At 45.9% G+C, this 24,929-nt stretch carries 20 protein-coding genes; 5 read left to right on the forward strand and 15 right to left on the reverse strand.

Going from position 1 to position 24,929, the window contains the following annotated elements; genetic code table 11:
- Positions 1–3: 3 nt before the first annotated feature.
- Entirely contained in the window at positions 4–279 is a 276-nt protein-coding gene (locus GPK89_RS04705; protein WP_106612753.1) for a hypothetical protein, read from the reverse strand.
- 280 nt (positions 280–559) lie between these two features.
- Positions 560–898 (reverse strand): hypothetical protein, encoded by a 339-nt coding sequence (locus tag GPK89_RS04710; protein WP_215691786.1) that lies wholly within the window; start codon positions 896–898, stop codon positions 560–562.
- A gap of 159 nt (positions 899–1,057) precedes the next feature.
- Between GPK89_RS04710 and GPK89_RS04715 the strand changes: the two genes are divergently transcribed.
- A complete protein-coding gene (locus GPK89_RS04715) occupies positions 1,058–1,759 on the forward strand; it encodes a TetR/AcrR family transcriptional regulator (RefSeq protein WP_252261470.1) in 702 nt (233 codons plus the stop codon).
- Positions 1,756–6,228 (forward strand): InlB B-repeat-containing protein, encoded by a 4,473-nt coding sequence (locus GPK89_RS04720; protein WP_215691788.1) that lies wholly within the window; start codon positions 1,756–1,758, stop codon positions 6,226–6,228. The genes GPK89_RS04715 and GPK89_RS04720 overlap by 4 nt, the downstream gene beginning before the upstream one ends.
- Positions 6,229–6,292: 64 nt before the next feature.
- Here the strand turns inward: GPK89_RS04720 and GPK89_RS04725 are convergent, their stop codons facing one another.
- The 4 genes from GPK89_RS04725 to GPK89_RS04740 all read right to left on the reverse strand — a co-directional run bounded on the left by GPK89_RS04725 (position 6,293) and on the right by GPK89_RS04740 (position 10,509).
- The gene (locus GPK89_RS04725) at positions 6,293–7,039 is read right to left on the reverse strand and encodes an alpha/beta fold hydrolase (RefSeq protein ID WP_252261471.1); all 747 of its coding nucleotides are present in this window, start codon (positions 7,037–7,039) and stop codon (positions 6,293–6,295) included.
- A gap of 381 nt (positions 7,040–7,420) precedes the next feature.
- Entirely contained in the window at positions 7,421–8,191 is a 771-nt protein-coding gene (locus tag GPK89_RS04730) for an EFR1 family ferrodoxin (protein ID WP_215691789.1), read from the reverse strand.
- A gap of 2 nt (positions 8,192–8,193) precedes the next feature.
- Complete coding sequence (locus GPK89_RS04735) at positions 8,194–8,496, reverse strand: Dabb family protein (protein WP_215691790.1); 303 nt, start codon at positions 8,494–8,496, stop codon at positions 8,194–8,196.
- Between the two features lie 282 nt (positions 8,497–8,778).
- The gene (locus GPK89_RS04740) at positions 8,779–10,509 is read right to left on the reverse strand and encodes a plasmid pRiA4b ORF-3 family protein (RefSeq protein WP_215691791.1); all 1,731 of its coding nucleotides are present in this window, start codon (positions 10,507–10,509) and stop codon (positions 8,779–8,781) included.
- Between the two features lie 661 nt (positions 10,510–11,170).
- On the opposite strand from GPK89_RS04740, the gene GPK89_RS04745 reads away from it, so the two are divergent.
- From GPK89_RS04745 to GPK89_RS04755, 3 genes are all read left to right on the forward strand, one after another.
- Entirely contained in the window at positions 11,171–12,121 is a 951-nt protein-coding gene (locus GPK89_RS04745) for an acyltransferase family protein (protein WP_346344831.1), read from the forward strand.
- Between the two features lie 272 nt (positions 12,122–12,393).
- Positions 12,394–13,440, forward strand: coding sequence for a DUF6077 domain-containing protein (locus GPK89_RS04750; RefSeq protein WP_215691792.1), 1,047 nt, complete (start codon positions 12,394–12,396; stop codon positions 13,438–13,440).
- A gap of 18 nt (positions 13,441–13,458) precedes the next feature.
- Positions 13,459–14,265: a hypothetical protein gene (locus tag GPK89_RS04755; RefSeq protein WP_215691793.1), complete on the forward strand. Its 807-nt coding sequence runs from the start codon at positions 13,459–13,461 to the stop codon at positions 14,263–14,265.
- A gap of 266 nt (positions 14,266–14,531) precedes the next feature.
- On the opposite strand, the gene GPK89_RS04760 is transcribed toward GPK89_RS04755, so the two are convergent.
- The 9 genes from GPK89_RS04760 to GPK89_RS04800 form a co-directional block, all read right to left on the reverse strand.
- On the reverse strand, positions 14,532–14,762 hold the full coding sequence (locus tag GPK89_RS04760) for a hypothetical protein (RefSeq protein WP_215691794.1): 231 nt from the start codon (positions 14,760–14,762) through the stop codon (positions 14,532–14,534).
- 414 nt (positions 14,763–15,176) lie between these two features.
- Positions 15,177–17,045 (reverse strand): glutamine--fructose-6-phosphate transaminase (isomerizing), encoded by a 1,869-nt coding sequence (glmS, locus tag GPK89_RS04765; protein ID WP_215691795.1) that lies wholly within the window; start codon positions 17,043–17,045, stop codon positions 15,177–15,179.
- A 90-nt stretch (positions 17,046–17,135) separates the two neighbouring features.
- Positions 17,136–18,521, reverse strand: a complete 1,386-nt coding sequence (gene glmM, locus GPK89_RS04770; RefSeq protein ID WP_215691805.1) for a phosphoglucosamine mutase — start codon at positions 18,519–18,521, stop codon at positions 17,136–17,138.
- Positions 18,522–18,817: 296 nt separating this feature from the next.
- Positions 18,818–20,260, reverse strand: coding sequence for a flippase (locus GPK89_RS04775; RefSeq protein WP_215691796.1), 1,443 nt, complete (start codon positions 20,258–20,260; stop codon positions 18,818–18,820).
- Positions 20,250–20,801: a serine O-acetyltransferase gene (locus GPK89_RS04780; protein WP_215691797.1), complete on the reverse strand. Its 552-nt coding sequence runs from the start codon at positions 20,799–20,801 to the stop codon at positions 20,250–20,252. The genes GPK89_RS04775 and GPK89_RS04780 overlap by 11 nt, the downstream gene beginning before the upstream one ends.
- Entirely contained in the window at positions 20,798–21,529 is a 732-nt protein-coding gene (locus tag GPK89_RS04785; protein ID WP_215691798.1) for a glycosyltransferase family 32 protein, read from the reverse strand. The genes GPK89_RS04780 and GPK89_RS04785 overlap by 4 nt, the downstream gene beginning before the upstream one ends.
- Positions 21,522–22,637 carry a hypothetical protein gene (locus GPK89_RS04790; protein ID WP_215691799.1) on the reverse strand — a complete coding sequence of 372 codons (1,116 nt, stop codon included), beginning with the start codon at positions 22,635–22,637 and terminating at the stop codon, positions 21,522–21,524. Before GPK89_RS04790 ends, GPK89_RS04785 begins: the two co-directional genes overlap by 8 nt.
- Positions 22,634–23,521: a glycosyltransferase family 2 protein gene (locus tag GPK89_RS04795; protein WP_215691800.1), complete on the reverse strand. Its 888-nt coding sequence runs from the start codon at positions 23,519–23,521 to the stop codon at positions 22,634–22,636. Before GPK89_RS04795 ends, GPK89_RS04790 begins: the two co-directional genes overlap by 4 nt.
- 217 nt (positions 23,522–23,738) lie before the next feature.
- The coding region (locus GPK89_RS04800; RefSeq protein ID WP_346344829.1) for a glycosyltransferase family 4 protein at positions 23,739–24,929 on the reverse strand (1,191 nt) is incomplete at its 5' end.

The raw sequence follows: 24,929 nt of genomic DNA on the forward strand, positions 1-24,929 counted from the left end.
CTTTTATTCGTTTTTCGCCGCTTCGCTTGCCGCCCTGCGGCGTTCCTCTCTGTATGGGGCGGTCAGCCGGAAAGAGAAGCGTCCCTTTTCAATCTCAAATTCCTTGCAGCCCGTGTCCGGGTCTACGTCCGTCAGCTTGCAGACGGCAGGGTGTTTGCGGCTGTATGCGGTCAGCCTGTTTTTGAGGTCGGTGTTGTGGGTGCGGATGAAGATGGTGGGGTCTTTCTCGTCAAAATAGATTTCGGTGGTCTTTTCCTGCTTGGTAAGTCCTGTTCTCATAGGCTTATCCTTTCTACGGCTGCTGGACGGTCTGGAGCCGCTACCGGAGACGCTGGAATTGCTCTTAGTGGGTTTATGTATCCAGCAATAGGCAGAGCCCTTAGCCGCTTCTCTGGTGCAGCCACTCTTGATACAGGTATACTTGGCAGCGAATGCGCCGATACACAAAATGCAGGCAGTCAGCGTAACGAGCATTGCGCAAAGAATGCTTTTCCAAATAGTCTTTTTCATGGTAAAGTCCTTTCTGTCATATACGATATTTTACCAGTGACGTTTTCCGTCAGAAATCATCACCGCCGAAATCATCCGAACCAAAGTCGTCAGAATCAAGATCGTCCGAATCGAAGTGAACAGCCCCCTCGCTCCATCTTCCGGGCAAAGCAAAAGCGCCGCAGCGATGTGGCGCTTTTCTATTGCCACAAAGCAGCAAATAGAGGGCTTCCCCACCACCGTAAAGCCATATCAAATAAAAACGTCCAAAATTGCCCCGAAAGCGAACAGTTCGGGAGATGTCGGGCGTTTTTCTATTTTCAAAAGTAAATTTGCAAACTGGGCTGCGGGCAAGGAGGTGATGCGGATGCCCCCTACTCTGCCAACTGCGTAATGTTGGAATCAGCAAAGCACTTGTTTTGCCTGTGCCAGACGGCCCCATTACGAGAATATTGATATTGACAATATCACTTGTTCCTGTTGTGTTTAGTTTTGCGATATGCTATACTATTGGTGTTTACACCACAATAGAAAGAAAGTGATCCTCATAGCCATCACAAGCGCAAGTTTGCCCACGAAGAAGCGGATACTGACCGTTTGCGTGAAGCTGTTTTTAGAAAAGGGCTACAAGCAGACCACGCTGGCGGAAATCAACGAAAGGGCCGGTGTATCTTTCAGCCAATTTCAGAACATCTTCCGCGCCAAGGACGGCGTATTGACAGAGCTGGTGGAGTTCATGTTTGAAAACCAGTTCGCCATGGCGCGAAGCGCGGCGGGCGAGAAGCTGCCGCCGGTCTATGTCTACGCGGTCGAAACGGCGATCCAGATGACGCTGACGGAGCTGAACGAAAACCTGCGGGAAATCTACATTGAGGCCTACACGCAGAAGGAAGCGTCTGAATTTATCTTCCGGGAAACCGCGAAGGAGCTGTATCAGATTTTCGGTTCCTATCAGCCGGAGCTGACCACCCGCGATTTTTACGACATGGAGATCGGCTCGGCCAGCATCATGCGCGGCTACATGGCGCACCTGTGCGACGAGGAGCTGACGCTGGAAAAGAAGCTGCGGTTATTCCTGACCATGACTCTGCGGGCGTACAACGTCCCGAAGGAGGAAACGGAACAGGCAATTCGGTTCGTGGAAGGGCTGGATATCCGCACGATCTCCGAACAGGTGATGCAGGCGCTGTTCAAGGCGCTGGCGATGCGCTTTGAGTTTTCCCTTCAAGAAATTGAAACCAGTCGAATAAAAGAGGAGGCCCCTACATGAAAAAACGACTGTTCGCCATTCTGATGACGCTCTGCCTGCTCACGCAGCTATTCCCGATCACGGCAAGCGCAGTCCGCGCGCCTATGCCGCATCCGTCTGCGCATTGCGTCTGCGGAGGAAATCATCGGGACATCAACGGACATACCTCCGCAGAAGTGGTCTACTTCACCAAGGACGGGAAGGAAAACACCTCCGGCGACATTTCAAAGATGAACGTGATCAAATCGGAAGAGGACCTTTGGGAGATTCACAGTAAGGCAGCGAACAACAAGGGAAAAACGTTCTACTATTACCTTGCCAATGATGTCACCCTAACGAGACAAATCTATGTTTGGGAGGGCTGCACGTTTGTGATCTGTTTGCATGGTCATACCCTTACCTGCAATGTGCCGAATGCAGGAAGTGCCTTCCTTCTGATGAATAACGCGCGTCTGGTATTTACGGATTGCCAGGTCTCCGGCGACCGCGGCCTCATCACCGGTGACAGCTACGCCGCTGTTTCTGTTGCAAAAACTGCCACCTTTGAGCTTTACGGCGTGAGCATCTGCATGACCAGCTCGGAAACGGACGGCATCCGCGATGTTTACAACGACCCGGTTTGCGGCGTTTATAACGCCGGCACATTTAATATGTACGGCGGCTGCCCCTACTTCAAGAGCGACGAATATCCCACGGATCGCCCGGTTATCAGCAACATCCGCAACACCCAAAACGGCGCCGGTGTGGTCAACGTGGGAACCTTCAATATGTACGACGGCATCATCTCCGGCAATGAGAGGAACGGCGTGATGTCCACCATCACCCGTTCAGATGATACCATCAACCTCTACGGCGGCACCATCACCGGCAACACCGGCGCGGGCATTTCGGCCACCCACTGGCCCATGCCCTCCATCGCGACAAGCGACTATTATACCAATGTCAACCTCTACGGCGGCACCATCTCGGAAAATACCGGCGCGGGCATCGACGCGGCCTACGGCAGAGTGACGATGGCGCAGCAGAACAACGCCATTCCCGTCGAAATTAAGAACAACAAGGGAGGCGCGATCTCGCTGACTCGTGACGGCTCGACCGCCAAGCTGGGAACCGGCACCATCACCGGCAACTCCGGCGGCAAGGGCGCGGTCGCGCTGAGCGCAGGCTCCCTGACCCTTACCGGCGACGTGAAGATCACCGGAAACACCGGCGCAAATCTCTATCTTGCCAGCGGAAAAACCGTCACGCTCGACAAGCTCGGCAGCGGTGCGCAGATCGGCGTTACTACGGGGGACACGGCGGTTCCGGTGGTGTTCGCCGCGGCCAACGGCACGGATTACGCCAGCCGCTTTACCCCGGACAGCGTGGGCTACAGCATCGGCTATAACGCCGCGCAGCAGCTCCAGCTGCAAACCGTGACCTATCCCGTGACCTACGCCCCCGGCGCAAACGGCACGGGCGACAGCAAGACGGTGAACAAGGAGCACGGCAAAGCGCTGGAGCTGCAAGGTGCGCTCTTTACCCGCCTCGGCTATACGCAGGTCGGCTGGTCGAAGGTCGACGGCGGCGAGATGGACTATTCCCTGAATGCAATCTATGAGCAAAACGAGGCGCTTACGCTCTACCCCGTCTGGGAGGAGCGCAGCGACTATACCGTCCATATCGTCAACCGGGACGGCTCGACGGTCACGGAATTGAAGAACGTCAAATGGACGGATGAAATTTGGAAGCTCCTGACGCCGACACCGACAAGAGAAAATGGTGAGCTCCTGAAAAGACTGCTGCTCGGCACAAGCATAGTTTACGGCGGAGATACCTACGGCAAATTTGCCACGGGCGGCGAGGACAGCCTTACCTTCGTTGCTGTTTGGGATGGCACCTTTGCGAACCGCAGCACCATTTCTGTAGGCGATTCCCAGTGGACCGGCTATCGTGCGGATGCTTCGGAGCGATTCTTCCGCGATGACCAGACGGTGACGCTCACGGTGTCGCATCCGGAAGAACTGTTGTATTTCCAGTACGCGGTCAGCGACCAGCTTTTTGAAAATGGCAGTGTTGCGGCAAGAAAGCTGAGCTTTGTGGATTATACAGGGACGTTCAGCACCGCCTCGCTGAATCTGGAGGAGGGGAAGCCCTATGTGATCTATGGCTTCCTATTCACTGAGTTCAAAAGTGAAATTGTGATCAATACGGATAAGATCATCATCGACAAGACCGCCCCGACGATCACCGGCGCGAAGAATGGCGACGTTTTCTGTGGCGAGGGCGATAAGACCCTCACCGTGACCGACCTGTATCTGGACACCGTGACCGTCAACGACGTAGCCGTGACCCCCAACGAACAGGGCCAGATCACCCTTAGCGACGCGAGAACACCGCAGACCGTCGTTGCCACGGACAAGGCGGGCAATTCCACGACACTTACCGTGACCGTCCATTCGTCCCATTCCTACCAGTGGAAGACAGAGAACGGGCAGTATTGGGGCGAATGCGAATTCTGCAATAGCCAAACTGAGCGCAAGGCCATCCCCGAACTCACGATCACCAGCCCGGATACCGTGTGCCGTACACAGGACTTTGCCTTCTCCTTCCGGCTGCCGGAGGGCTGCATCAATCCCAGCTACAGCTATGAATTTGCGTCTACCGGCGGCGGCGAGCCTGTCACCCCGGTTGACGGCCTCTGCACGGGGACCATCCCCGCAGCTTCCTATCAGGAAGGCAAAAGCAGCTTCCGCTTTATCGCCTCTGCCACGACGGCGGAGGGCTATCGGTTCAGCGTCGATAAGACAATCACCCTCCGCGAGCACTCCGGCGGCACGGCAACCTGTGCGGAGCAGGCCGTGTGCGCCTACTGCGGCCAGTCCTACGGCGACCTGCTGCCCCACGACTTCACCGCCGAAACGACAGATGCCAAATATCTGAAAACTGCCGCGACCTGCACCGAAAAGGCGGTGTATTACAAATCCTGCACCGTCTGCGGCCTGAGTTCTGCAGGAACCGCCGATGAAGCGACCTTTGAATCTGGCGACCCGCTCGGCCATGATTATGGCAACTGGACCTCCAATCAGAACGGCACCCACAGCCGAGTCTGCTCCCATGATGCGGCGCACACCGAAACGGCTCCCTGTACCGGCGGTACCGCCACCTGTCTGGAACCCGCACTCTGCGAGGTCTGCGGCACCGGCTATGGTGAGAAGGATCCCGAACATCACACCGGCACCGCAGAGTGGATCACCACAGAGGAAACCCATAAGCAGGCGTACACCTGCTGCGGCGCAGTTGTGGTAGCCGAAGGCTCTCATATCTACGATGACGAGAAGGACGCCACCTGCAATGTCTGCGGCTTCAACCGTGTGATTCCCCATAACCATACCTATGACGGTTGGAGTACGGACGCAGAGAACCATTGGCGCGCCTGCACCGATCCCGTCTGCCCCGATCCTACCGGCAGCATTCTGGATCAGGAAGCTCATGTCTATGACAATGATAAGGACGCCATTTGCAATGTTTGCGGCTATGTGCGCACCATCACGCCACCCGCGCACGAACACAGTTACGGTGCTTGGAGCCACGACGAAACGAACCACTGGCATGCATGCACCGACGCAGACTGCCCGAATAAAACCGGCAGCGTCAAGGATACGGCGGCGCATGTCTACGATGATGCCGCGGATGCAGACTGCAATGTTTGCGGCTATGTGCGCACCATCACGCCGCCCGCGCACGAACACAGCTACGGCGCTTGGAGCCACGACGAAACGAACCACTGGCATGCATGCACCGACGCAGACTGCCCGGGCAAAACCGGCAGCGTCAAGGATACGGCGGCGCATGTCTACGACGATGATGCGGATACGACCTGCAACGTCTGCGGTTACGAGCGCACCGTCACGCCTCCTGCTCCCGCCGAGTTCATTGTCACCTTTGACGGCAACGACGGTACGCCCTCTGTCGGCAGCATGACCACCACCAATCAGAAACTGGCCTCTCTGCCCAGCGCCTCACGAAGCGGCAGTTACAGCTTCGACGGCTGGTACACCGAAAAGAGCGGCGGAACAAAGATCACAACGGATACCGTATTCTCTGCAAATACCACCGTCTACGCCCACTGGACCTACACTGACGGCGGTGGCAGCAGCGGCTACAGCTGCTACACCATCACGGCAGCTGCCGGAACTGGTGGCTCTATCTCCCCCTCTGGCAATGTCAACGTCTGCGAGGGCAGAGATCAGACATTCACCATTACCCCGGATAAGGGCTATGCCGTCTCCAACGTCAAGATCGACGGCAAAAGCATTGGTGCGGTGAAGTCCTACACCTTTGAAAATGTCAGCAGAACCCATACCATCGAGGTCATCTTTATGAATGCCAACGGCAACCCCCAGACCGGCGACGAGTCCGATCTCGACCTGTGGCTCACTGTCATGACCGCCTCCCTCGCGCTCGCAGGCGCGGCGGCAGTCGCGCTCAAAAAGCGCCGCAGCAACTAAAGCAGCTGATAAAGCAAGCGCTCTCTGCAAATTCACCTTGAGGATTTGCAGAGAGCGCTTAAATTTATGGTTTCTGTTTTATCCAAGCAGCCACCGCATCAGCGGTTTGCTGTTGCTGTTCTTCGGCTGATATTGTCGGTACGCCATCACCTTGTTGGGGACCGTAGCTGCCAAAACCGGCATGGCAGCCACCGCTTATCACTGTTTCAACGGTATCCTGCGGGAGATTCCCACGGTTGGCTGCATACTTTTCCCGATTCAGCACACCATCTTCGCTTCCGTACGTCGTGTAGACCCGCAGACCGCTGTCAGTCAAATCTGCCGTGGAATACGCAGCCAGCAGAACAAGACCATCCAATTCATCACTGTGTTTTGCTGCATAGCTCGCCGCCATTGCACCACCCAACGAGTGCCCACCAATATACCAGCTATCTATCTGTGGAAACTTCTCAGCGATGCCGTCTGCGGCGTTCATGTCCAGCACCGCCAAATTGCAGGGCATTTTCACCAACACGCACAAAACACCGTCAGCGGCAAGGTCTTGCAGAAGCGGCGCATAGGCGGTGTTTTCGACCTTGCCGCCCGGATAGAAAATCAGCCCGGCAACAGGCTCATGCGGGGCAAAAATCCAGTTCCCATCCTGCTCTGTCACCATTACAAGGGCATCCGACTGTAAGGCAGCGTCGGCTGACGCATCCACATGATAATAGTTATTGACATAAACGCCAAACACGACACTCATAACCAGCAAAATTGCCAGTATACAGAGAACTATTTTGCGTGGAATAGATTTTTCTGTTTCGTTACTCAATAATTATCCTTTCCCGTATTTAGACTTTTTTTGACTGAACAGTATTTAACACTCTTGGTGCAATATTGCCAGCACTTTATTTCTGTCCCAGATATAAAAGTGCGCTGATTTAACGAGAAGTATTAGGTACCCACAAGGTACGCCGCCTTTCTCCGCAATACTCTGTTGAATGAGATGCAGCATCCGTATTGTTAATCAGTTCTGTATCATCAAAAACCGATTGTCTGTCTGCTGCCGTGCCTATCCTTGAAATCCGAGAACAATGCGTTGATCTCGTCAGGCGTTTTTCAGTTCGGCTTCCGGCATAGATGCCGACGCTTTTTTACCCCAATACTGCGCTGCATCTTTATATTGTTCGTGCGTCATTTGAAACGCCGTCATTCAACGCTCGTTCTCAGCCACGCCCAAACCCTCAAAATGGTAGCGTGGTTTGCCTACGCTTCTTTTGCCATACTCGATAGCCTCTTTCGGGCAATAGCAAATACAGGCCATGCAATGCGTACAATTTGACCCCCAAACAGGTTTATTCTTATCCAGACGGATGTTATTCAATGGGCACAGCTGCACACATTTTCCGCAGCCGATACAGGCATCATTTACCGTAAAAGCGTCCGCCTTGACGATTCCCTTGTAGAAAATGGGATTTATCGCGCTGCTCATAAAGCGGTCATACAAATTATTCCGCGGTGCGGGAAATTTCATCCCATTACGGATACAGTCAATGATGCTTCGGATAGCGGGCTTTGCGTTCTCGACAATCGCGGTTGCTTCCTGCTTGGCCGGTGCTGAGAACAAAGCAATATAATTCTCCGGCATAACGATTTGGGCCGTGCCCATGTAGGTAAGGGCTTTCCGTGCGGCAAGCTCCCGGTTGTACTTTGCTGCATTGCCAATCTCGCTGCCGCAATCCATCACGAACCAGATGCGCTTTGCGCCAACCAATTCCGCTTTTCCAAACCAGCCGGAAACAATATGCGGAATACGCCAAGCATAGGTGGGCGTGACCAATATTACATTTTCCTCTGTCTGAACAGACGAGGTGTCTTCCGCCTTGATGCGCTCATTAAGATTGAGGCAATCTGTTTCGAGCGCGGACGCGATACATTTTGCAATATATTTGCTGTTGCCCGTGCCGGAATAGTACAGGACCATGTTCAATCTGCCTCCATATCTCCGCACAAACGGTCTGTCACAAGCGCCTTGCAGCGTTCCCGGTGGGCAATATGCAGCGGATGATTTTGAAATGCTTGTAAAGCATCTGCATCCCGCAGTTCAGAATAGAACACGAGGTCATACTCCCCGCCGGCAGTGTTCGCATTGATTTCTGCACAGCGGAGGCCATCAATATGACCGACCATTGTCGCAACGGATTTTTGCAGGAACGCCAGTGCTTCCGCTTCTTTGTGTTCCGCTTTAACCGTGTCAGTGTATTTCCAGAATAAAATGTGACGAATCATAGAAGTCTCCCTTTTATGGCTGCAGTATATCGTTTTGTAAGAATGCAATTTATTGGAATAGTTTCCTCTTTGCTTGCTCTGTAAGCAGGCGATGTTTTCTTCGTCATGCTGCTTACCCCTGCGGATTTTTGATGGCTCTTAAGTACCCCGCTTTGACCCTCAAAATGTACCCAAAAATCGTATGCTTTTTGCTGATAATTTTACCACCTGAACAGGTAGTCATCCAAGTCTTGCAGGAAGTCAGCCGTACTTTCTGCGTTGACGCTGCCGCGGGTTATGTCATTATAGCAGATTTTTGTTGCTTACTCTACGCTTGCTCCATCCAAGGCTTTTCGCCCATTCGAGAACTTCCTGCTTATCCTGATAAGGATAAGGCGAAGAATCCTCGTCTTCTTCAATATCATCAACTGCGTACACCTTTTTGCGGATATCGCGGCTGATACATTTCAGGAATGCCGCATACCCATGAATGTTGCCCACATCATCGAATACAGGCAGACCATTTTGGGCAATGCAGACCGGTCGGCGTTTGCTGCGAAGCTGTAAAACCGCCTCATCTAATTCTTCACTAGTCAGCCGCTTTGATTCAATTAGGTCATCGGCATTTTGACTAGCCGTAATTTGCACATGCCAATCATCACCGAAATCGTAGTTGTAATAGAGCGTATCTGTAAACGGATGAACATGCGGCTGCGCAACAGGGCTATCCGAACCTGTGCAGCGTGCGACCTCATCGCACTGTTCAGCGGTCATGAATTCACTAAACTGCATCGGTGGCTTTACAGGCATTTTGGTGCAGTCGCGCAGTGGATGGAGTACTTCTCCAACCGGGAGGCGCTCGAGCAAGGATTCAGCTTGAACAGACTCACCGAACCACCGTATACTGTCAAATGGGATTTCCGCAAATTTATGGACTTCCTTATAACTAACCTCAAAATGTCCATACTTTGTTGCTTTTTTGGTTTTGAGCGGTGCCTTTGCCTTCAATCGAAGATATTCAGCTCTGCTGATAGCCTCCGGGTCGCCAAAGAAGTCAGAACCATTATCATAGCGTGTGCGTTGGACACGGCAATAGGCATATCTTTGTTCTAATTCAGCCACATCCTGCTCACATTGGTACAGGCTTTCCCCATAGCAAAGAGACTTATAAGGAGCTGTATACTTACGCTTTAACCAAGTCTTAAAGCTCCCATCCTCATAATCGTCCGCCCAGAATTGCTCTTCTTCATCCATCCATGGCGAGCGAAATACCACGCCAACAAGTCTTGCATAGTTCTTGGTATTGTTGTCTGCCAGTGCTCTAAACTGTGCATCCGGCAGGCAAAACCTATGCAGATGGCTGTTTTGCCAACCAAAGCAGCGCTGAATTGCATAGTTGAGCGCCCACAGCGGCATATCTTTGGAAACCAATATGTCGCGCGTAATGGTCTTGCCGTATTGAACGTCACCAAACTTCTGCAGCACAGAAGTTGTTTCAGCATCCACAGGACTGCCGTCGCTGTCAAGCAACTCAAGATGCAGGCGAAGGTATTCATTATCAAACTGATCATTGGTAATTTCCAACATGGTACTTCCCTCCTGTTTGCTCAGCGATTCCAAAATATCCGGCCAATGATTTTCCTCGGCCAGACTTCGCGTCTTTTTCAGGACATTGGCTTTGGCAATACGTATTCGCTCTCGATAGCGCGCACTGTTGACCGCCGACACACTGGGGTTTTCTCCCCCATACAGTCCACGCGTATATGGAAGATACTGCTGCACAGCTTTCTCCGTGGTGCAAAGAATTGCCGCAATCTGTGCCGTCGTCTTACCAAGATTCAAATAATGCTGTACTTCGATGCTTGTCCGGCTGGACCACAGTTCCTCGGTGATAAGCACTTTGCGAACCTTGACTGCACTGGTTTTGCATTTTGCTGCAGTATCAGTGACAGACTTGTTATCAAGATAAGTGCTAATAATTTGGTGATACATAGGCTCTGGGGAATCAGCGACATCGGTGTTCTGGTTTGCCATGGGTCACCTCGCAGTGGTAAGGTATCGGTTAGGATGTATTAGATTTTGCCTTGCCACCAGTATAACACATCGCGCGCATATGTCAACCTAACCTATCATGTGCATTAATTCGCAGAATCCTCCCAGTAAGCGATTGCCGCTATTGATGTTGCTTTTGAAATGTCAAGTACCAATTTGAAACTTGAAGATTTTTCGTGGTTAAAGACTGCGAAAAGGAATAAAAGATTAGCATTTCAAAAATAAGTTTTACGGCTTTTTGTAAATCTTTTCAGCAGTTCCGTTCTGGGGCTGCTGTTTTATATTTCTCGGGCAAAAAACACTTTAATCAAAAAAATGATGTGATGATTTTTTAGAAAATGCGTATAAGTATAACTGAAGAATAGAATCCACGAAAAAACTCCAAGCGCCTACATCTCAATTCTATTGATTTGTGGCTGTTCTTATGTTACCATTATATAAATAGGATTTAAGTTTGAGAATTTTTTTAGAATGGAAGGTGTCTTTCTAAAATGGCAATGACCGTGGAAAGAAATTCGAATCGAAACTATGGTATAGATTTACTACGAATTGTATCCATGTTCTTGGTTGTGACCCTTCATGTATTGGGGGGGGTGGCGTATTAAGCGCTGCACAAGGTACACAATCATCTATTAGTTGGCTCATTGAAATCGCCGCATACTGTGCTGTAGACTGCTATGCAATCATAAGTGGTTTCGTTTGCTATCGTGAAGCAGAAACGAAGTATCACTATACTAAATACATATCCTTCTGGATTCCCATTTTCACATATAGCTTTGGCATTACTCTTTGTGCCTTTATTCTAAAGCCCGAGGCTCACGGGTTTGGAGAACTGATAAGAGCTGCATTGCCCATATCTACATCGGCATACTGGTACGCAAATGCTTACACGGGTCTTTTTTTTATAATTCCGTGGTTAAACAAGTTGTTCCGCAGTTGCTCAAAAAGAGAAATGAGCATATTAGCGGTGCTTATTTTCCTCGTTTTTTCTTGCTATGCAACGATATCTAGCCATTATAGTGATGTTTTTCGCCTAGAATCCGGCTACAGTTTTGCTTGGTTGACAATTCTATATACTCTTGGAGCATGGATTAAAAAGTGTGATATTTCACATATAATGGCGCGAGGTTTTTGGATTGCTCTGTCAGCCGTTTGCATATTAATAACGTGGCTGACCCATGTTTTTGTGAGTTCTTTATTTGTTTCTTATATAAGTCCATCAATTGTTATAGTTGCCATCAGTCTTGTTGCATTTTTTTCTACTGCAACGCTCACGGAAAAGCTATTAACATTTACAGCTATTTTTTCTCCCGCCGCTTTTGGCGTTTATGTTTTGCATCTACACCATATTATTTGGAACAAGTTTATTGACGGAAAATTTGCTTGGATAGCAACTTCGGTAGCCTGGAAAATTCCTTTTGAAGTTTTTATTAGTGCGGCTGCGGTTTTTGTTGTCTGTATAGTTGTTGAACGCATTAGAATTTCAGTGTTTAATGTACTTGGCATAAGCAAGCTAATTTTAATCATTGAAAGGCTGTTAGAGCGTTTTCTCGACCGCAATTTTATAAAAGTACATCGTGAGAATACGCAATAATAGTAACACAGGCTAAATGTACTTTCTTTCGGAGCCTCGTTTTGCTTTTAGTGATTTTTATATATTATGATGTATCGTAACCGGTCAATCCCCCCGGCTATAAATCCATTAAGTACGAAAATAGATTCTGAGTGTTTGTGACCTCACGCGCTGTCTGTGACAAGATGTCGTGGGGCTACCCGCAAATATATTGTAGGAGAGCTGAAACATTGCAACCACCTAGGTAATATGTTATAATATATAATATTTCATGAATTTGTTAGGGGCTTACTATGTTTGCTTTACAAGTGGTCTGGTTCTACTTACTTATGCTTGCCGTTCCGCTAGCCATTGGCGGATTGTTTTTCCCTGAGCGGAGCGTAATTTCTCCTGTGTCATATCTAGCAGGACTTGCCACTGCTTGGGGCACATATGAGATTATCGGTTTGCCCTGTGCGCTGTTGTTTAAAACATCACTTACCACCCTTACTGTGTTGTGGAGTGCAGTAATGATCCTGTTGACCGTTGCCGGCGTATTGGTGCGGTATACCCACGGTCGAATGGCACTATTCCCTGCAAAGGGCTTGCAACTATCCCGGAAAGCTCAGATCTTATTGACGCTGGTTATTGTAATGGTTGTGTTACAGACAGCCCGCACCGTGACTGGATATTTTCTCGCCTTCGATGACTCAGATTACTTAGCTCAATCAACAACCGCCCTCTACACCAACACCATCAACCAGTATGAGCCGCAAACCGGCCGCCAAGTAGACATTCTCGCTCAGGATGAGCCACACCACAAGATTGCTCTCTGGGGCATCATATGGGCCTCAATGACCCAGCTTACAGGCATTCATCCATCCATTCTCTGCCGGACGCTCCTACCTGTTATTGTTATACCTGCCGCCTATATCATCATGTACCTGATTTTGAAGGACATGTTTGGTGGCGAAGAAGAAAAGCCCTTGGCAGGTCTACTATTTCTACAGATTGCTTATGAGCTTGGTAGCTGTGGTGGCGGTGTCCGACAATGGTGGCTGCTTATGTACAGCTGGTACGGTAAAACTGTGACCGCCGTGCTCATTTGCCCGTTTATTCTGTACCTGTTCCTTATTTTCGAAAACGAAACCAACAAAAAGCATCAGCTGCAGCTCTGGGTTCTGCTAGCCCTGACGGCCTGGGCCGGCTGTATGGTAGCAGCTTCGTCCTTCCTTATGGTGCCCTTCCTCTTAGGCGTACTTGGCCTGTGTCATTTTGTCCGAAAGCGGAATTTGCTTTTCTGCATCAAGTTAGGCATCTGCACCATTCCCTGCCTGGCTCTTTACTACATCACTCGCTAACTGGTGGAGGCAGGAAAAATGAATCGTTTACATGAATTGTTTTTAATTGCACTTGATGTATTTAATCTTGCTACGTCTCGTGGGTTTTATTTTCTTCCCTTTTTGTTTGCTATCGCTTATCTCATTTTATCAGATGATGAAAAGCACAAACGAACCATCACATTTCTTTTGGCTCCGACTGCATTGGGAATGCTTATCCTGCTTTCCCCATTCGTAGGCAGCTACGCCGAGGGACGCGATTATATACAGATATGCCGCTTTTACTGGACATTACCGTTCGACCTAATCGTTGCATACTGCATTGCAGACAGTCTGTGGAAGGCCAAACGTCCAGCAGCCAAGGCTGCGCTTATAGCGGTATTAGCTTTGGGCGTGATGACCTCCACTCGTCAGTATAACACCGCCTACCCTAAGGTAGACATCGGCTGGCCTTGGGAAGTAGCTGCGAACCTGTATAAGGTACCCGCATCTGTTGAGAAAACCTGTGATATTATTCTAGCAGAGCAAAACGGTGAAGCCTGTCGTGCTGCTTTTCCTCATGATCTGGCCATGTATGTCCGGCAGTATGATGCAACAATCATGATGCCCTATGGGTCTTATGGTGAATGGAGTAATTCACAATCCCCTTGTTTTGGGCCTATAAACGCTGATCAGATTAACTTGGATGAGGTCGAGCAGGTTGCTCTAGAGGACGGGCTTGATTATTTTGTACTAGATCAGAGCAAAATAGTCAGTGGTTCTTTGGAGAACTACACAGAGATTAAATCTGTCCCAGATGGAGAAATATCCTATAGCGTATACGAAAGAATCGCAAGCTATCAATAAAGCCCCAGCTATAAACCAAATCTATTATAGTGTATAGTGCGATAATAGATTCTGAGAAGTCCAAGAATCTTAAGAAGGGTGAAAAATAGTGGGTGAGTATCACAGCCTAAAAAAGCAACATTATCTTTTTTCCCCCCCCCCAATCAAGCCCCAATCAATAAATTTGCTCATGGCAGGAAGACCAACGAACTGTTTTTGGGACCTTAAATTGTCATTAGTGTAACTTTACTGTAAAGTTCACTATACACTTATTGATATTGTCAATATCAGATTTCCTGATCCGTGTAGCTTTTTATCTTTTGCGCTCCAACCTTCTCGCTCAACCAGATTGGTGCATCAGCATTGTACCGATTAAGTTCCGTTACAATTTGTGCATGACAAAAGAACTCATACTCCGGCAATTCCATGACCCGATCAATTAAATGATTGCCACCATCATCTTGAACAGAGTGCGTTTTGGAAATGAAGTCAGTATCCAGCAGTGCGTATCTTTTCACTTTGATCTGACCTCCCTCAATCCAAGCCGTACTCTTTTTTCAGTTGAGTAAGGTAGGCCACATCTTCTTTTTCTCTGGATTCCGTCAGATACTCATGCTGTCTGTTGTACTCAACTTTCTTATCTGGCGATGATGGATATTACGAAAAAGTGGACGGGTCGTCGGCAGGACTGGAGCCGCATCCATGCACAGTTGTCCATCTACTTCGCTGAGCATATGCCGGATTAACACCTGCTGCGGAGGAATGTCAAGGGTATATGAACGGCTTCGCCGCCCTTGACATTCCCCCTTGCCGGCGTTATGTTGTTATTAAGGCGATAGCCGGTTTCGCCGTCTGCCGCCTCATATTAAAATTGCTCTTGTTTTATAGCTGTCTGGACTTTACACAAAATTTGGGAAAGACCCTCGGGCATCTTACTCCACCGTGACACTCTTTGCAAGATTTCTCGGTTTATCTACATCTAATCCCTTAGCAACCGACACATAATAACCCAGTAACTGCAGCGGAATCACTGCCAAACTTCCGACAAAATGTTCATCAACCTTCGGAACGTAGACTGTGAAGTTCACTTGATCTTCAATCTCGTACTTGCCATAAGTAGTCAGACCCATCAGATAAGCACCACGGCTTTTGCACTCCAACATATTGCTGATAGTCTTCTCGTAGAGTTCGCTTTGAGTCAGCACACCGATAACGAGTGTTCCCTGTTCGATCAGGCTGATGGTTCCGTGCCTCAGTTCACCTGCTGCGTATGCTTCCGAGTGGATGTAGCTGATTTCTTTCAGTTTCAGACTTCCCTCCAAGCAGACAGCATAGTCAATGCCACGACCCACGAAGAATACATCATGTGCATTGGCATACTTTGCTGCGAACCACTGGATGCGCTCCTTATTTCCCAAAGTATTCTGCATCTTTTCTGGGAGAGTCAACAATTCAGAAATGTAGTAGCTGTACTGCTCCTCCGTGATTTTTTCTCTGACTTTTGCAAACTGAACTGCCAGGCAGTACATAGCCGCAAGCTGTGCGCTGTATGCCTTGGTCGTTGCGACAGAGATTTCTGGACCAGCGAGTGTGTAGAACACCTTATCTGCTTCACGAGCAATGCTGCTGCCCACCACATTGACGATTGCCATTGTGGTAATGCCCTTCTCTTTTGCAAGTCGCAGTGCAGCCAGTGTATCTGCCGTCTCACCAGACTGACTGACAACGATCACAAGTGCTTTCCGATTGAGCGGCATCTTACGATAACGGAACTCAGATGCAAGTTCCACACGCACCGGGATATCCGCCATATCTTCCAACACATACTGAGCAGCCATGCCTACATGCCATGCAGACCCACAGGCAACAATATAGATCTGCTCAAAGTTTTTAATCTCGTCCTCGGTGATTTCCACGCTTGATAGGTCGATAGCGCCGTTCTTGATCACAGAGTTAAGGGTATCCTGAACAGCTTTCGGCTGCTCATGGATCTCTTTCATCATGAAATGCTCAAAGCCGCCCTTTTCAGCTGCTTCTGCGTCCCACTTGATCTCGGTGGTCTGCTTTTTGAATTCATCACCATTCAGATCATAGAAGTGAGCCTCACCCGGAACGAGCTTTGCGAACTCAAGATTACCGATGTAGTACACATTGCGAGTGTATTTCAGAATTGCAGGGACATCCGAAGCTACATAGGTTTCGCCATCCGCAATACCAATGATCATCGGGCTGTCTTTACGGGCCACCCAGATCTCGCCTGGATAATCACGGAACATCAGTTCAAGAGCGTAGGAGCCACGGACACGCACCATCGTCTTAGCAATGGCATCTATAGGGCCGAGGTTGTACTTCTTATAATAGTAGTCCACCAGTTTGATGACCACTTCGGTATCCGTCTGGCTGTAGAACGTATAGCCATGCTTCAACAGCTTTTCTTTCAGTTCAATATAGTTCTCGATGATGCCATTATGTACGCCAACGACCTCTGACTCCACTGTACCTGAACCAGAACGTGTGCAGTTACCTGAGACATGCGGATGTGCATTGGTTTGGCTCGGCTCACCGTGGGTTGCCCAACGAGTGTGGCCAATACCACAAGTTCCTTTCAACGCCTTGCCGCCATCTGTTTTCTCGATCAGATTTGACAGCCGCCCCTTTGCTTTTACGACTTGAGCCAGATTTTCTCCGTCACGGACAGCCAACCCAGCCGAGTCATATCCTCTATACTCCAGCTTAGACAATCCATCCAGCAGGATCGGTGTTGCCTGTCGATTTCCTGTAAAACCAACGATTCCACACATAGGTTTATCCCCTCCCGTTGTTTAATTCTCTATTATACTTTTCCCTTTACGCAAAACGACTCCGGTTAATTGCCAGAGTCGTCATTGACTTTATACCTTATATCCCTTTTTGCAGATCACATTAACCACTTCGTCAACATACTTCTGGCAAGTATCATGATCTGGTGCTTCTACCATGACACGCACCACAGGCTCAGTGCCGGACTCACGCACCAGAATACGACCAGTATCGCCCAGTGCTTCAGCAACCTTAGACACAGCTTCCTGAACAAGAGGATCATTCTGTGCAGCATTCTTATCGGTCACACGGACATTTTCCAACACCTGCGGATAAATCTTCAGCGGTGCTGCCAGCTCACTCATCGGCTTCTTCTTAGCCAGCATGACTTCCATCATTTTCAGGCTGGTCAGAATGCCATCGCCAGTGCTCGCATACTTGGAGAAGATGATATGGCCGCTTTGCTCACCGCCGATACGGCAGCCGTTCTTGGCCATATACTCATAAACATACTTATCGCCGACAGCGGTCTTAACGTAACCGATACCTTGCTCATCGAAAGCCTTGTAGAGACCAAAGTTGGACATAACTGTGGTGACAACAGTATTATTTAACAGCTTACCACGTTCCTTCATGTAGCAACCGTAAATGTAAAGGATATGGTCGCCAGTGATAACATTGCCCTTTTCGTCCACACACAGGCAGCGGTCGGCATCACCGTCGTAAGCAAAACCAACATCCAAGCCCTTCTCCACAACAAACTTCTGAAGACCCTCAATATGGGTTGAACCTGCATTGTTATTGATGTTCAGACCATTCGGATTATTATTGATGACATAGGTATCTGCGCCAAGCGCATCGAACACGGACTTTGCGATATTCCAGGAGCTACCATTGGCGCAATCCAAACCGACCTTGACACCCTTAAAGGAGTAGATGCCCAGCGAGATCAGGTAGCCCATGTAGCGGTTGCGACCTGCCACATAGTCCACAGTGCAGCCGATGTGCTCACGATGAGCAAAGGGCAGCTCTGACCAGTCCTTATCAAAGACATGGAGTTTACCATCGATGTAGTCCTCCACCAGCAGCAGAGTTTCCTCAGGCATTTTCTCGCCGTAGCAGTCGATTAGCTTGATGCCATTGTCGTAGTACTGATTGTGACTGGCGGAGATCATAATGCCGCAATCAAAATCATCCACGCGAGCGATGTACGCCACAGATGGAGTAGTGGTAACATGGAGCAAATAGGCATCTGCACCAGAAGCGGTCAGACCAGCCACAAGGCTATACTCGAACATGTACGAGCTGCGGCGGGTGTCCTTGCCAATGACGATGCGGGCAGGCTCGTTGTTGCCGTTGCGCTGGCGCAAGGCGTTATAATACCAGCCAAGGAAGCGGCCAACCTTGTAGGCGTGGTCGGCAGTCAGATCAATACCAGCTTCGCCACGGAAGCCATCAGTCCCAAAGTATTTACCCATTTTTATTACCTCTTTTTTACTTTTATAAATTTGGCAAAGTAGTGCCATGATAGTTGCTCCACCTGCGCAAATAAAATATGACTTAAAATTGTGATAGTTTTCTTTATATAGCACGAGTGAACAAAATGCCACAAAATACATGTGTACAAAATAAATTGTTTCGCTCATACCCCTTAGTTGTTTATAAAATTTGCCTCTTTCTTGATTTGACCAACAACTGTCCGCTTTGCATATTTTTTTGATTAACCCACTTAAAGTATACTGTATTCCTCCTGCATATATAACTTATTATCGCATCATCTCCGCAGTTTTGTTATAAAATACTTCAATACGTTAACGACCATGTTATCTTTTATAACAATTAGAAGACTAAAATAAATTGCCGCGCCTAATAATATGCTTACAGCCAAGTGACCAACAACGCCCATAGGAACGATATTTATAAGTATTAAAGCAATTGCCATTCCAACGCCCGCTATGATATAATTCTTGCTCACCACCAAAACACTATATTTATGAAAGCATGTTGGTAAATTAAACAGCTGAATTAACATAGCAACAAATTCTGCAATCACTGATGCGATGGCAACGCCTATTGCATCTAACTGAAAGACAAGAATAAATATCAAATTTAAGGTTACGTTAACAATTGAAGCAATCACAACTGATGTTGTATATATATTTTGTTTGCTATATGCGATCAAAACTGTTCCTAACAGCTTTTCTATACTCATGACAATAAATAAAATTGCTAGAATCTTCATTAACGGAGATACCTCATCATATCCTGGTCCAAAAAAAACAGGAACAAAATAATCCGAAACGCAAATGCAACCGATTGTCAATGGTACAGCCATGAAATACGTATACTTTATGGCTGATACAAAATAGCTGTTAGCTTCAGTGTCACCATGTTGATCACTTAAGTATGAAAAGCGTGGAAGGAGCACGGTAAAAAGAGAACTTATAGCAACCAGTATAATTTTAATAATTTTTTCCGCTTGACTATAATAACCGACTTGCAAGGTATCGACTAATGATCCCAGCATAGTCTTATCGAACACTGTATATAATTGAAGCGCAATATTGGGAATGAACAGTTCCCATACTCCCTTAGAATGACGAAATAAATTCAATTTGGAAAAACAAACCCTATTTATTTTCCCTTTCAAGGAAGGCCACATTGTTATATTGCCAATCAAATCGCTTAGGCAATATATGATGGTATATAGTACAAGGTCACTTTCTTTCTTTACGAGAGCCAATATCAGTACGGTAGAAATAATCTTTACAATGGAATTTCTAAGCGCAGTAACTTTGAACTGTTCCAGTCCCTGAAACAGCCAGCTAATATCAAATCCCCATGCTGCAAAAGAAATAACCTGCACAGAAAAGAGTATTCTATAGTGTTTCCAAGAAGGCAGGTTTATAAAAACCAGATAGAAAACAAAAACAATTAAAATCATCACAATTCTAATTGATAGAATTTCGAAGAAAATGCAACTTACCTCATTTTTTGATTTATGCCTCCTTGCTATTTCTCTCTGGGCATAATTTGCGGTTCCCAGCATTGCAACCATACAAAAATATGACACTATTCCAGTTGCATAGCCAAAATCTCCAATTGCTTGTGCACCCAGAACTCTTGATACATACGGAGTCGTTATAACCGGTATTATTATTGTAAGCAATTGGCTCAAAAGATTATATACATAGTTTTTTTTCAGTCTACTGTCCATTTATATTCCTTTTTTCAAGCCATTGATTTTTTATATATCTTCCTGGTTGCTTATAGCTAACAACATGTGCCGGATTTCCAGCTGCTGTTGTGTTATCGGGAATATCTTTGACTACCACAGAACCCGCACCAATTGTTACATTACTGCCTACTGTCACATGCTCAACAACGCATACTCCCGGTCCAATGTACACATTATTTCCTATATCTGCAGCTTTACCCTCATTTGCTCCGATTGTAACAAATTGTGACAAATTACAGTTATCCCCGATTACTGCACTGTCACTAACAACGCAAGGACCTCCATGTCCAATATATAAGCCATAACCGATCTTACATTTGTATCCAATATTTATTTTTCCAAATGTTCGCTTCCACTTATGAATAGGTAATGCGAACATCTTTCTCGTCCCCCCGGCTTGGCACATTCTGAGCCAAAACATATAATTGAATCCCGGATCTTCTAACATCCCCCTGATAAACGTTCTAAATCCAGTTTTACCATAGCAGCGATACAAATCGCTTTTAATGTATTCATTCATTTATTGAGTCTCCGCTTTAGTAAAATCAATTTCTTATAATTTTTCTTTCCAATTGCTTTTTTTAAGACATTCTGGACTTTAGATTTAAAAGGCACCTTCGACCACGATGCAAAATAATGATGCCAGCAAATTGTATTGCACGTGATATCGGGTTCATGGATGTCGGTATCATAACCACAAAAATACTCTGATGGAAACACCGTCAATCCAGCTACTGTTTGTAGTGTATTATCTGTTTTCAATCCCTCTTTTTGTAAAATCTCTGTCACGTGAAGATTTACAGTTTTATAAATTCCATCTGCTTTTATCTCAAAATGTTCAGTTTTATATTGGTTGATAAACTCTTTTAAAATAGGAAAATTCTTCTCCACCGCAAATATCAATCCTGGCGCAACAATTCCGGTACATTCAAACCCTGTAAATCCTTTTAATTGTAAAAATTGTTGTGGTAACGGTTTGATGAACTCTACATCTGTATCCAAATATATTCCACCATATTGATATAAAATATCAAATCGAGCATAATCCGCCACAAATGCCCATTTCTTTGCCTCATAAGCTTCTTGAATATATGGAATTGTCCTAACATTATAATTGTCTTCATTCCATTCCTTAATTTCCCAACCTGGAAAGTACCTTTCCCATGTCGAAATGCAATCTATTACGAGCTGCGGTTTGGGATTTTTTCCAAACCAGCAATAATGTATTATATGAGGAATATTATCCATTTTGCTCTGGTCCCTTTCCAAACAATTTTGTAAGCAAAAGAATCGGCATACAGGAAAAACAATTCAATCCCTGCACTTCCGTTACGCCATACAACGCCCAAGCTATAATTGCAACATTATCTTTTGGATTTTTTCTTTTTGCGAGCCTTGCAAAAAGTATTGTCAATAGAATCAACCAAATTATTCCTTGGTTAATCAACATATATGTATATATACAATCAAATGTAAAAGCGTTTAATTTCCAAATGGGATCCCATGTCGTTTCCGTGTATAGGGATGTCATATTTTGACCAAACAAAGTGAATCCCTCGTGTGCCAAAGCATACGCACCTAAAATTATTCTTGCATTTAACGCTTTATTCAATAGCAACACGATCCCATTGCCTGTAGTATATAGGATAATTGCTGTCCCCATAGCAACCGAAAGAAGTGGAATTATTACAGTTGCTATTTTGCCTATAAGTCGAACAAACTTATGCTTAACTCTGCAGACATAAACACAACCAATCACAACTAACATTGCAATAAAATTAGTTCTTGTTTTGCAAAAGCAGTATAGAATACCAGACCCGAGAATCATATATATAATGTGCTTTGTTTTAATTTTATGCCAATTTAGCCAAATCCCCATAATTATCAAATTAAAAACAAGCGCTGCAAATGAATTTGGATGAAGTGTTCCGAAATCATATCTTGTTATACCGCCAATATTTTGCGTTATATCAAATATACCAATCATGCTGCCAATTATAGCTATTATCGTGTGACATATTACCAAAACGCTCTGCATCCTAAAAACATATCGAATGTATGTTTTAAAGTCAGTTTTTCTTATCGCCAAACAAGTAATGACAGTTGCTGCCAAAGCATTGTTTCTAGTGATCAAAGCATTATATACCGTAATACCTATGAGCATTGCATAAAGAAGCAATACCTTCACCCTATATCGCTGCATAATAATGCTTAAAATCATACAAAATGCGCCTACGGCTGCTAAAATAGTATCCATAAAGTCACTGTATGGAATAATTTTGGACGCAGAAAACACTGTTTTAATAGCAAGAAGGAATGTACCTGAATATAAAAACAAGTTTGATTCTTTTTTCATTTTATATTATCTCTCCACCTCGCGAAGTAATAAAATGATATAGGTTCACAAAGAATACACATGGTTTTATTTCTTAGGTTCAGATTCAATCTTTCGTCAAGACATGCATCCGTTAAATTTCTTTTGTAGCAGTCATATATTATGGCACCCTTTAAATTCTGAATAATGCCACACTCTTTACTCATCAGCATCTTGCCGCGTAGCATCGAGCCACATGGAGAGGCAAACTTCATTCGTTTGTCATTTGCTGTTAACCCTCCCTCTAAATACTCACACTGATAAATCGGCTTATTAATAAAAGCATATTGATACTTTAAACCGATTTGAATCCACACAACATCCTCACTTAAAAACCTTTCCCCCTGAAACTCCGGAAAAGGGAATTCTTTCAAAACAGGTGTTTTAAATACCTCAGCCATATCTCCAGGTCTGTTTTCCTTAATTCGATATTTTACATAAGAATCAACAAATTCTTCTGCCTCCAGCGAAACAACCGGCTTTCCATTCGAGTAACACCTCAAGAATGAATAAACACCAATTTCACCATTATTAGAGTACTTACGATGAGTTTTGCAGATGTCATCCACAGCATTTGGAAGCAACCGATCGTCACTATCTACAATCATCGTTAGTTCTGTATGTATTGTCCTTATGCCAACATTTAGTGCAGTATGTTTTCCGCCGTTTTCTTTCCAAATATAATCAATGTGAAACGATGCCTTATTCGCAATCTTTTCTACGACTTCTTGCGTACAATCTGTACTTCCATCATCTACTATCAGCCATTCAAAGTCTTTATTGTTTTGCTGTTCTAAGGATTGATATAAATTTTTTAACAGTTCAGCACGATTATAAGTTGGTGTTATGATTGTTACTGTTTTCATCAGCTTTATTTCTCCTGCAATATTCTCTCATAATTTATTGAAGAAATCTATTTCTCCTACATATCCACACACTTAGGTTTATTGAGCCATCATTTTGAAGGATTTATCCTATTTCGAGTTTCCTCCACCAGATATATCCTTTATCTCTATCCTCTACTATATCTTATGAGACATAATGAAACATACTGATTGTCTGGTCAGGCGGATAGTATACTGCTCATTCTGAATTTTTTGCCTTGTACACTTTTAATGTTTTTCTGACAACTGTATCCCAATCATAATTATTCTTTACATATTCACGAAGATCTGTACTGTTTTTACACTGACGACTTAATATCATTTCCAGCTTATTTTTCAGATCACTTATATCCATGCTTTTAAAGGAAGTCACGTATTCTCCACCGACCTCAATATTTTCAGGTATGTCACTAACAAGACAAGGTATATTATAGCTTAGTGCCTCTAATAGACACATCGGCATTCCTTCCGCTTCACTTGGAAAAACGAAAAGCCGAGCATTAGAATAAAGTTCTTGTAGTTCCTTGCCTTCTACAAATCCGACAAACCGAATTCTATAATCACTTTTTGCTTCCCTCTTGACCTCACCAACAAAATCACTAACAAATGGAGCATCGCCAGCAATAATCAAAGGAAGCTCCGAAGGAATCTGCTTATATGCGCGAATAAGATATTCCACTCCCTTTCCAGGAACCAATCTGGAAAGGAAAAGAATATAACCATCCTTATTCAATCCGTACTTTTCTTGTATAATTTCGGGTGGAATTATGTCTTGAAGGGTTACACCGTTTGGAATATATATAGCTTCCCTATTATATCTGGTTTTGAAGTATGTTTTTTGTTCCTCGGAAAGGACAATAATCTCGTCAGCATACTTGGCTGCAATTAATTCACCCCACCTCATGAATTTTGCGCCAAATCCCTTCCATTTTGGCGTTTTGTAATTTAGTCCATGTACTGTTACTATCGTACGAATTCCAAAAATATGAGGAAGAAGTAAGAAAAAGCTCGGTCCAATTCCGTGATAATGGATAACATCATAGTGTTGAAATAATGCATGAATAGATGCAAAAAAAGAATAAACCACTGCATCAGTTGACTTCTTTTCAATTGTTGGAATAGTAATTATGCGAACACCTTTATACTTCTTTTGGGGCTCAATAAATTTGCTTTTCCGATTGTATACTGTCACTTCATTTCCAAGATTTGCCATTCGTGTCGAAAGTTCCTCAACTACAACCTCTATCCCGCCTTCTCTTCCCGGAATTCTCTTGTGCCCAATCATTGCAATCCGCATGTTTAATGTATCTCCTCGTATTATATAAAAGTAGTATTTATAGACCGCTCTCCAGCGGAATGCTACAATAAGTTCAGGATGCTGTGGATTGGT

It is taken from the genome of Gemmiger formicilis, from assembly GCF_018784445.1.
In the GTDB taxonomy this organism is placed as follows: domain Bacteria; phylum Bacillota; class Clostridia; order Oscillospirales; family Ruminococcaceae; genus Gemmiger.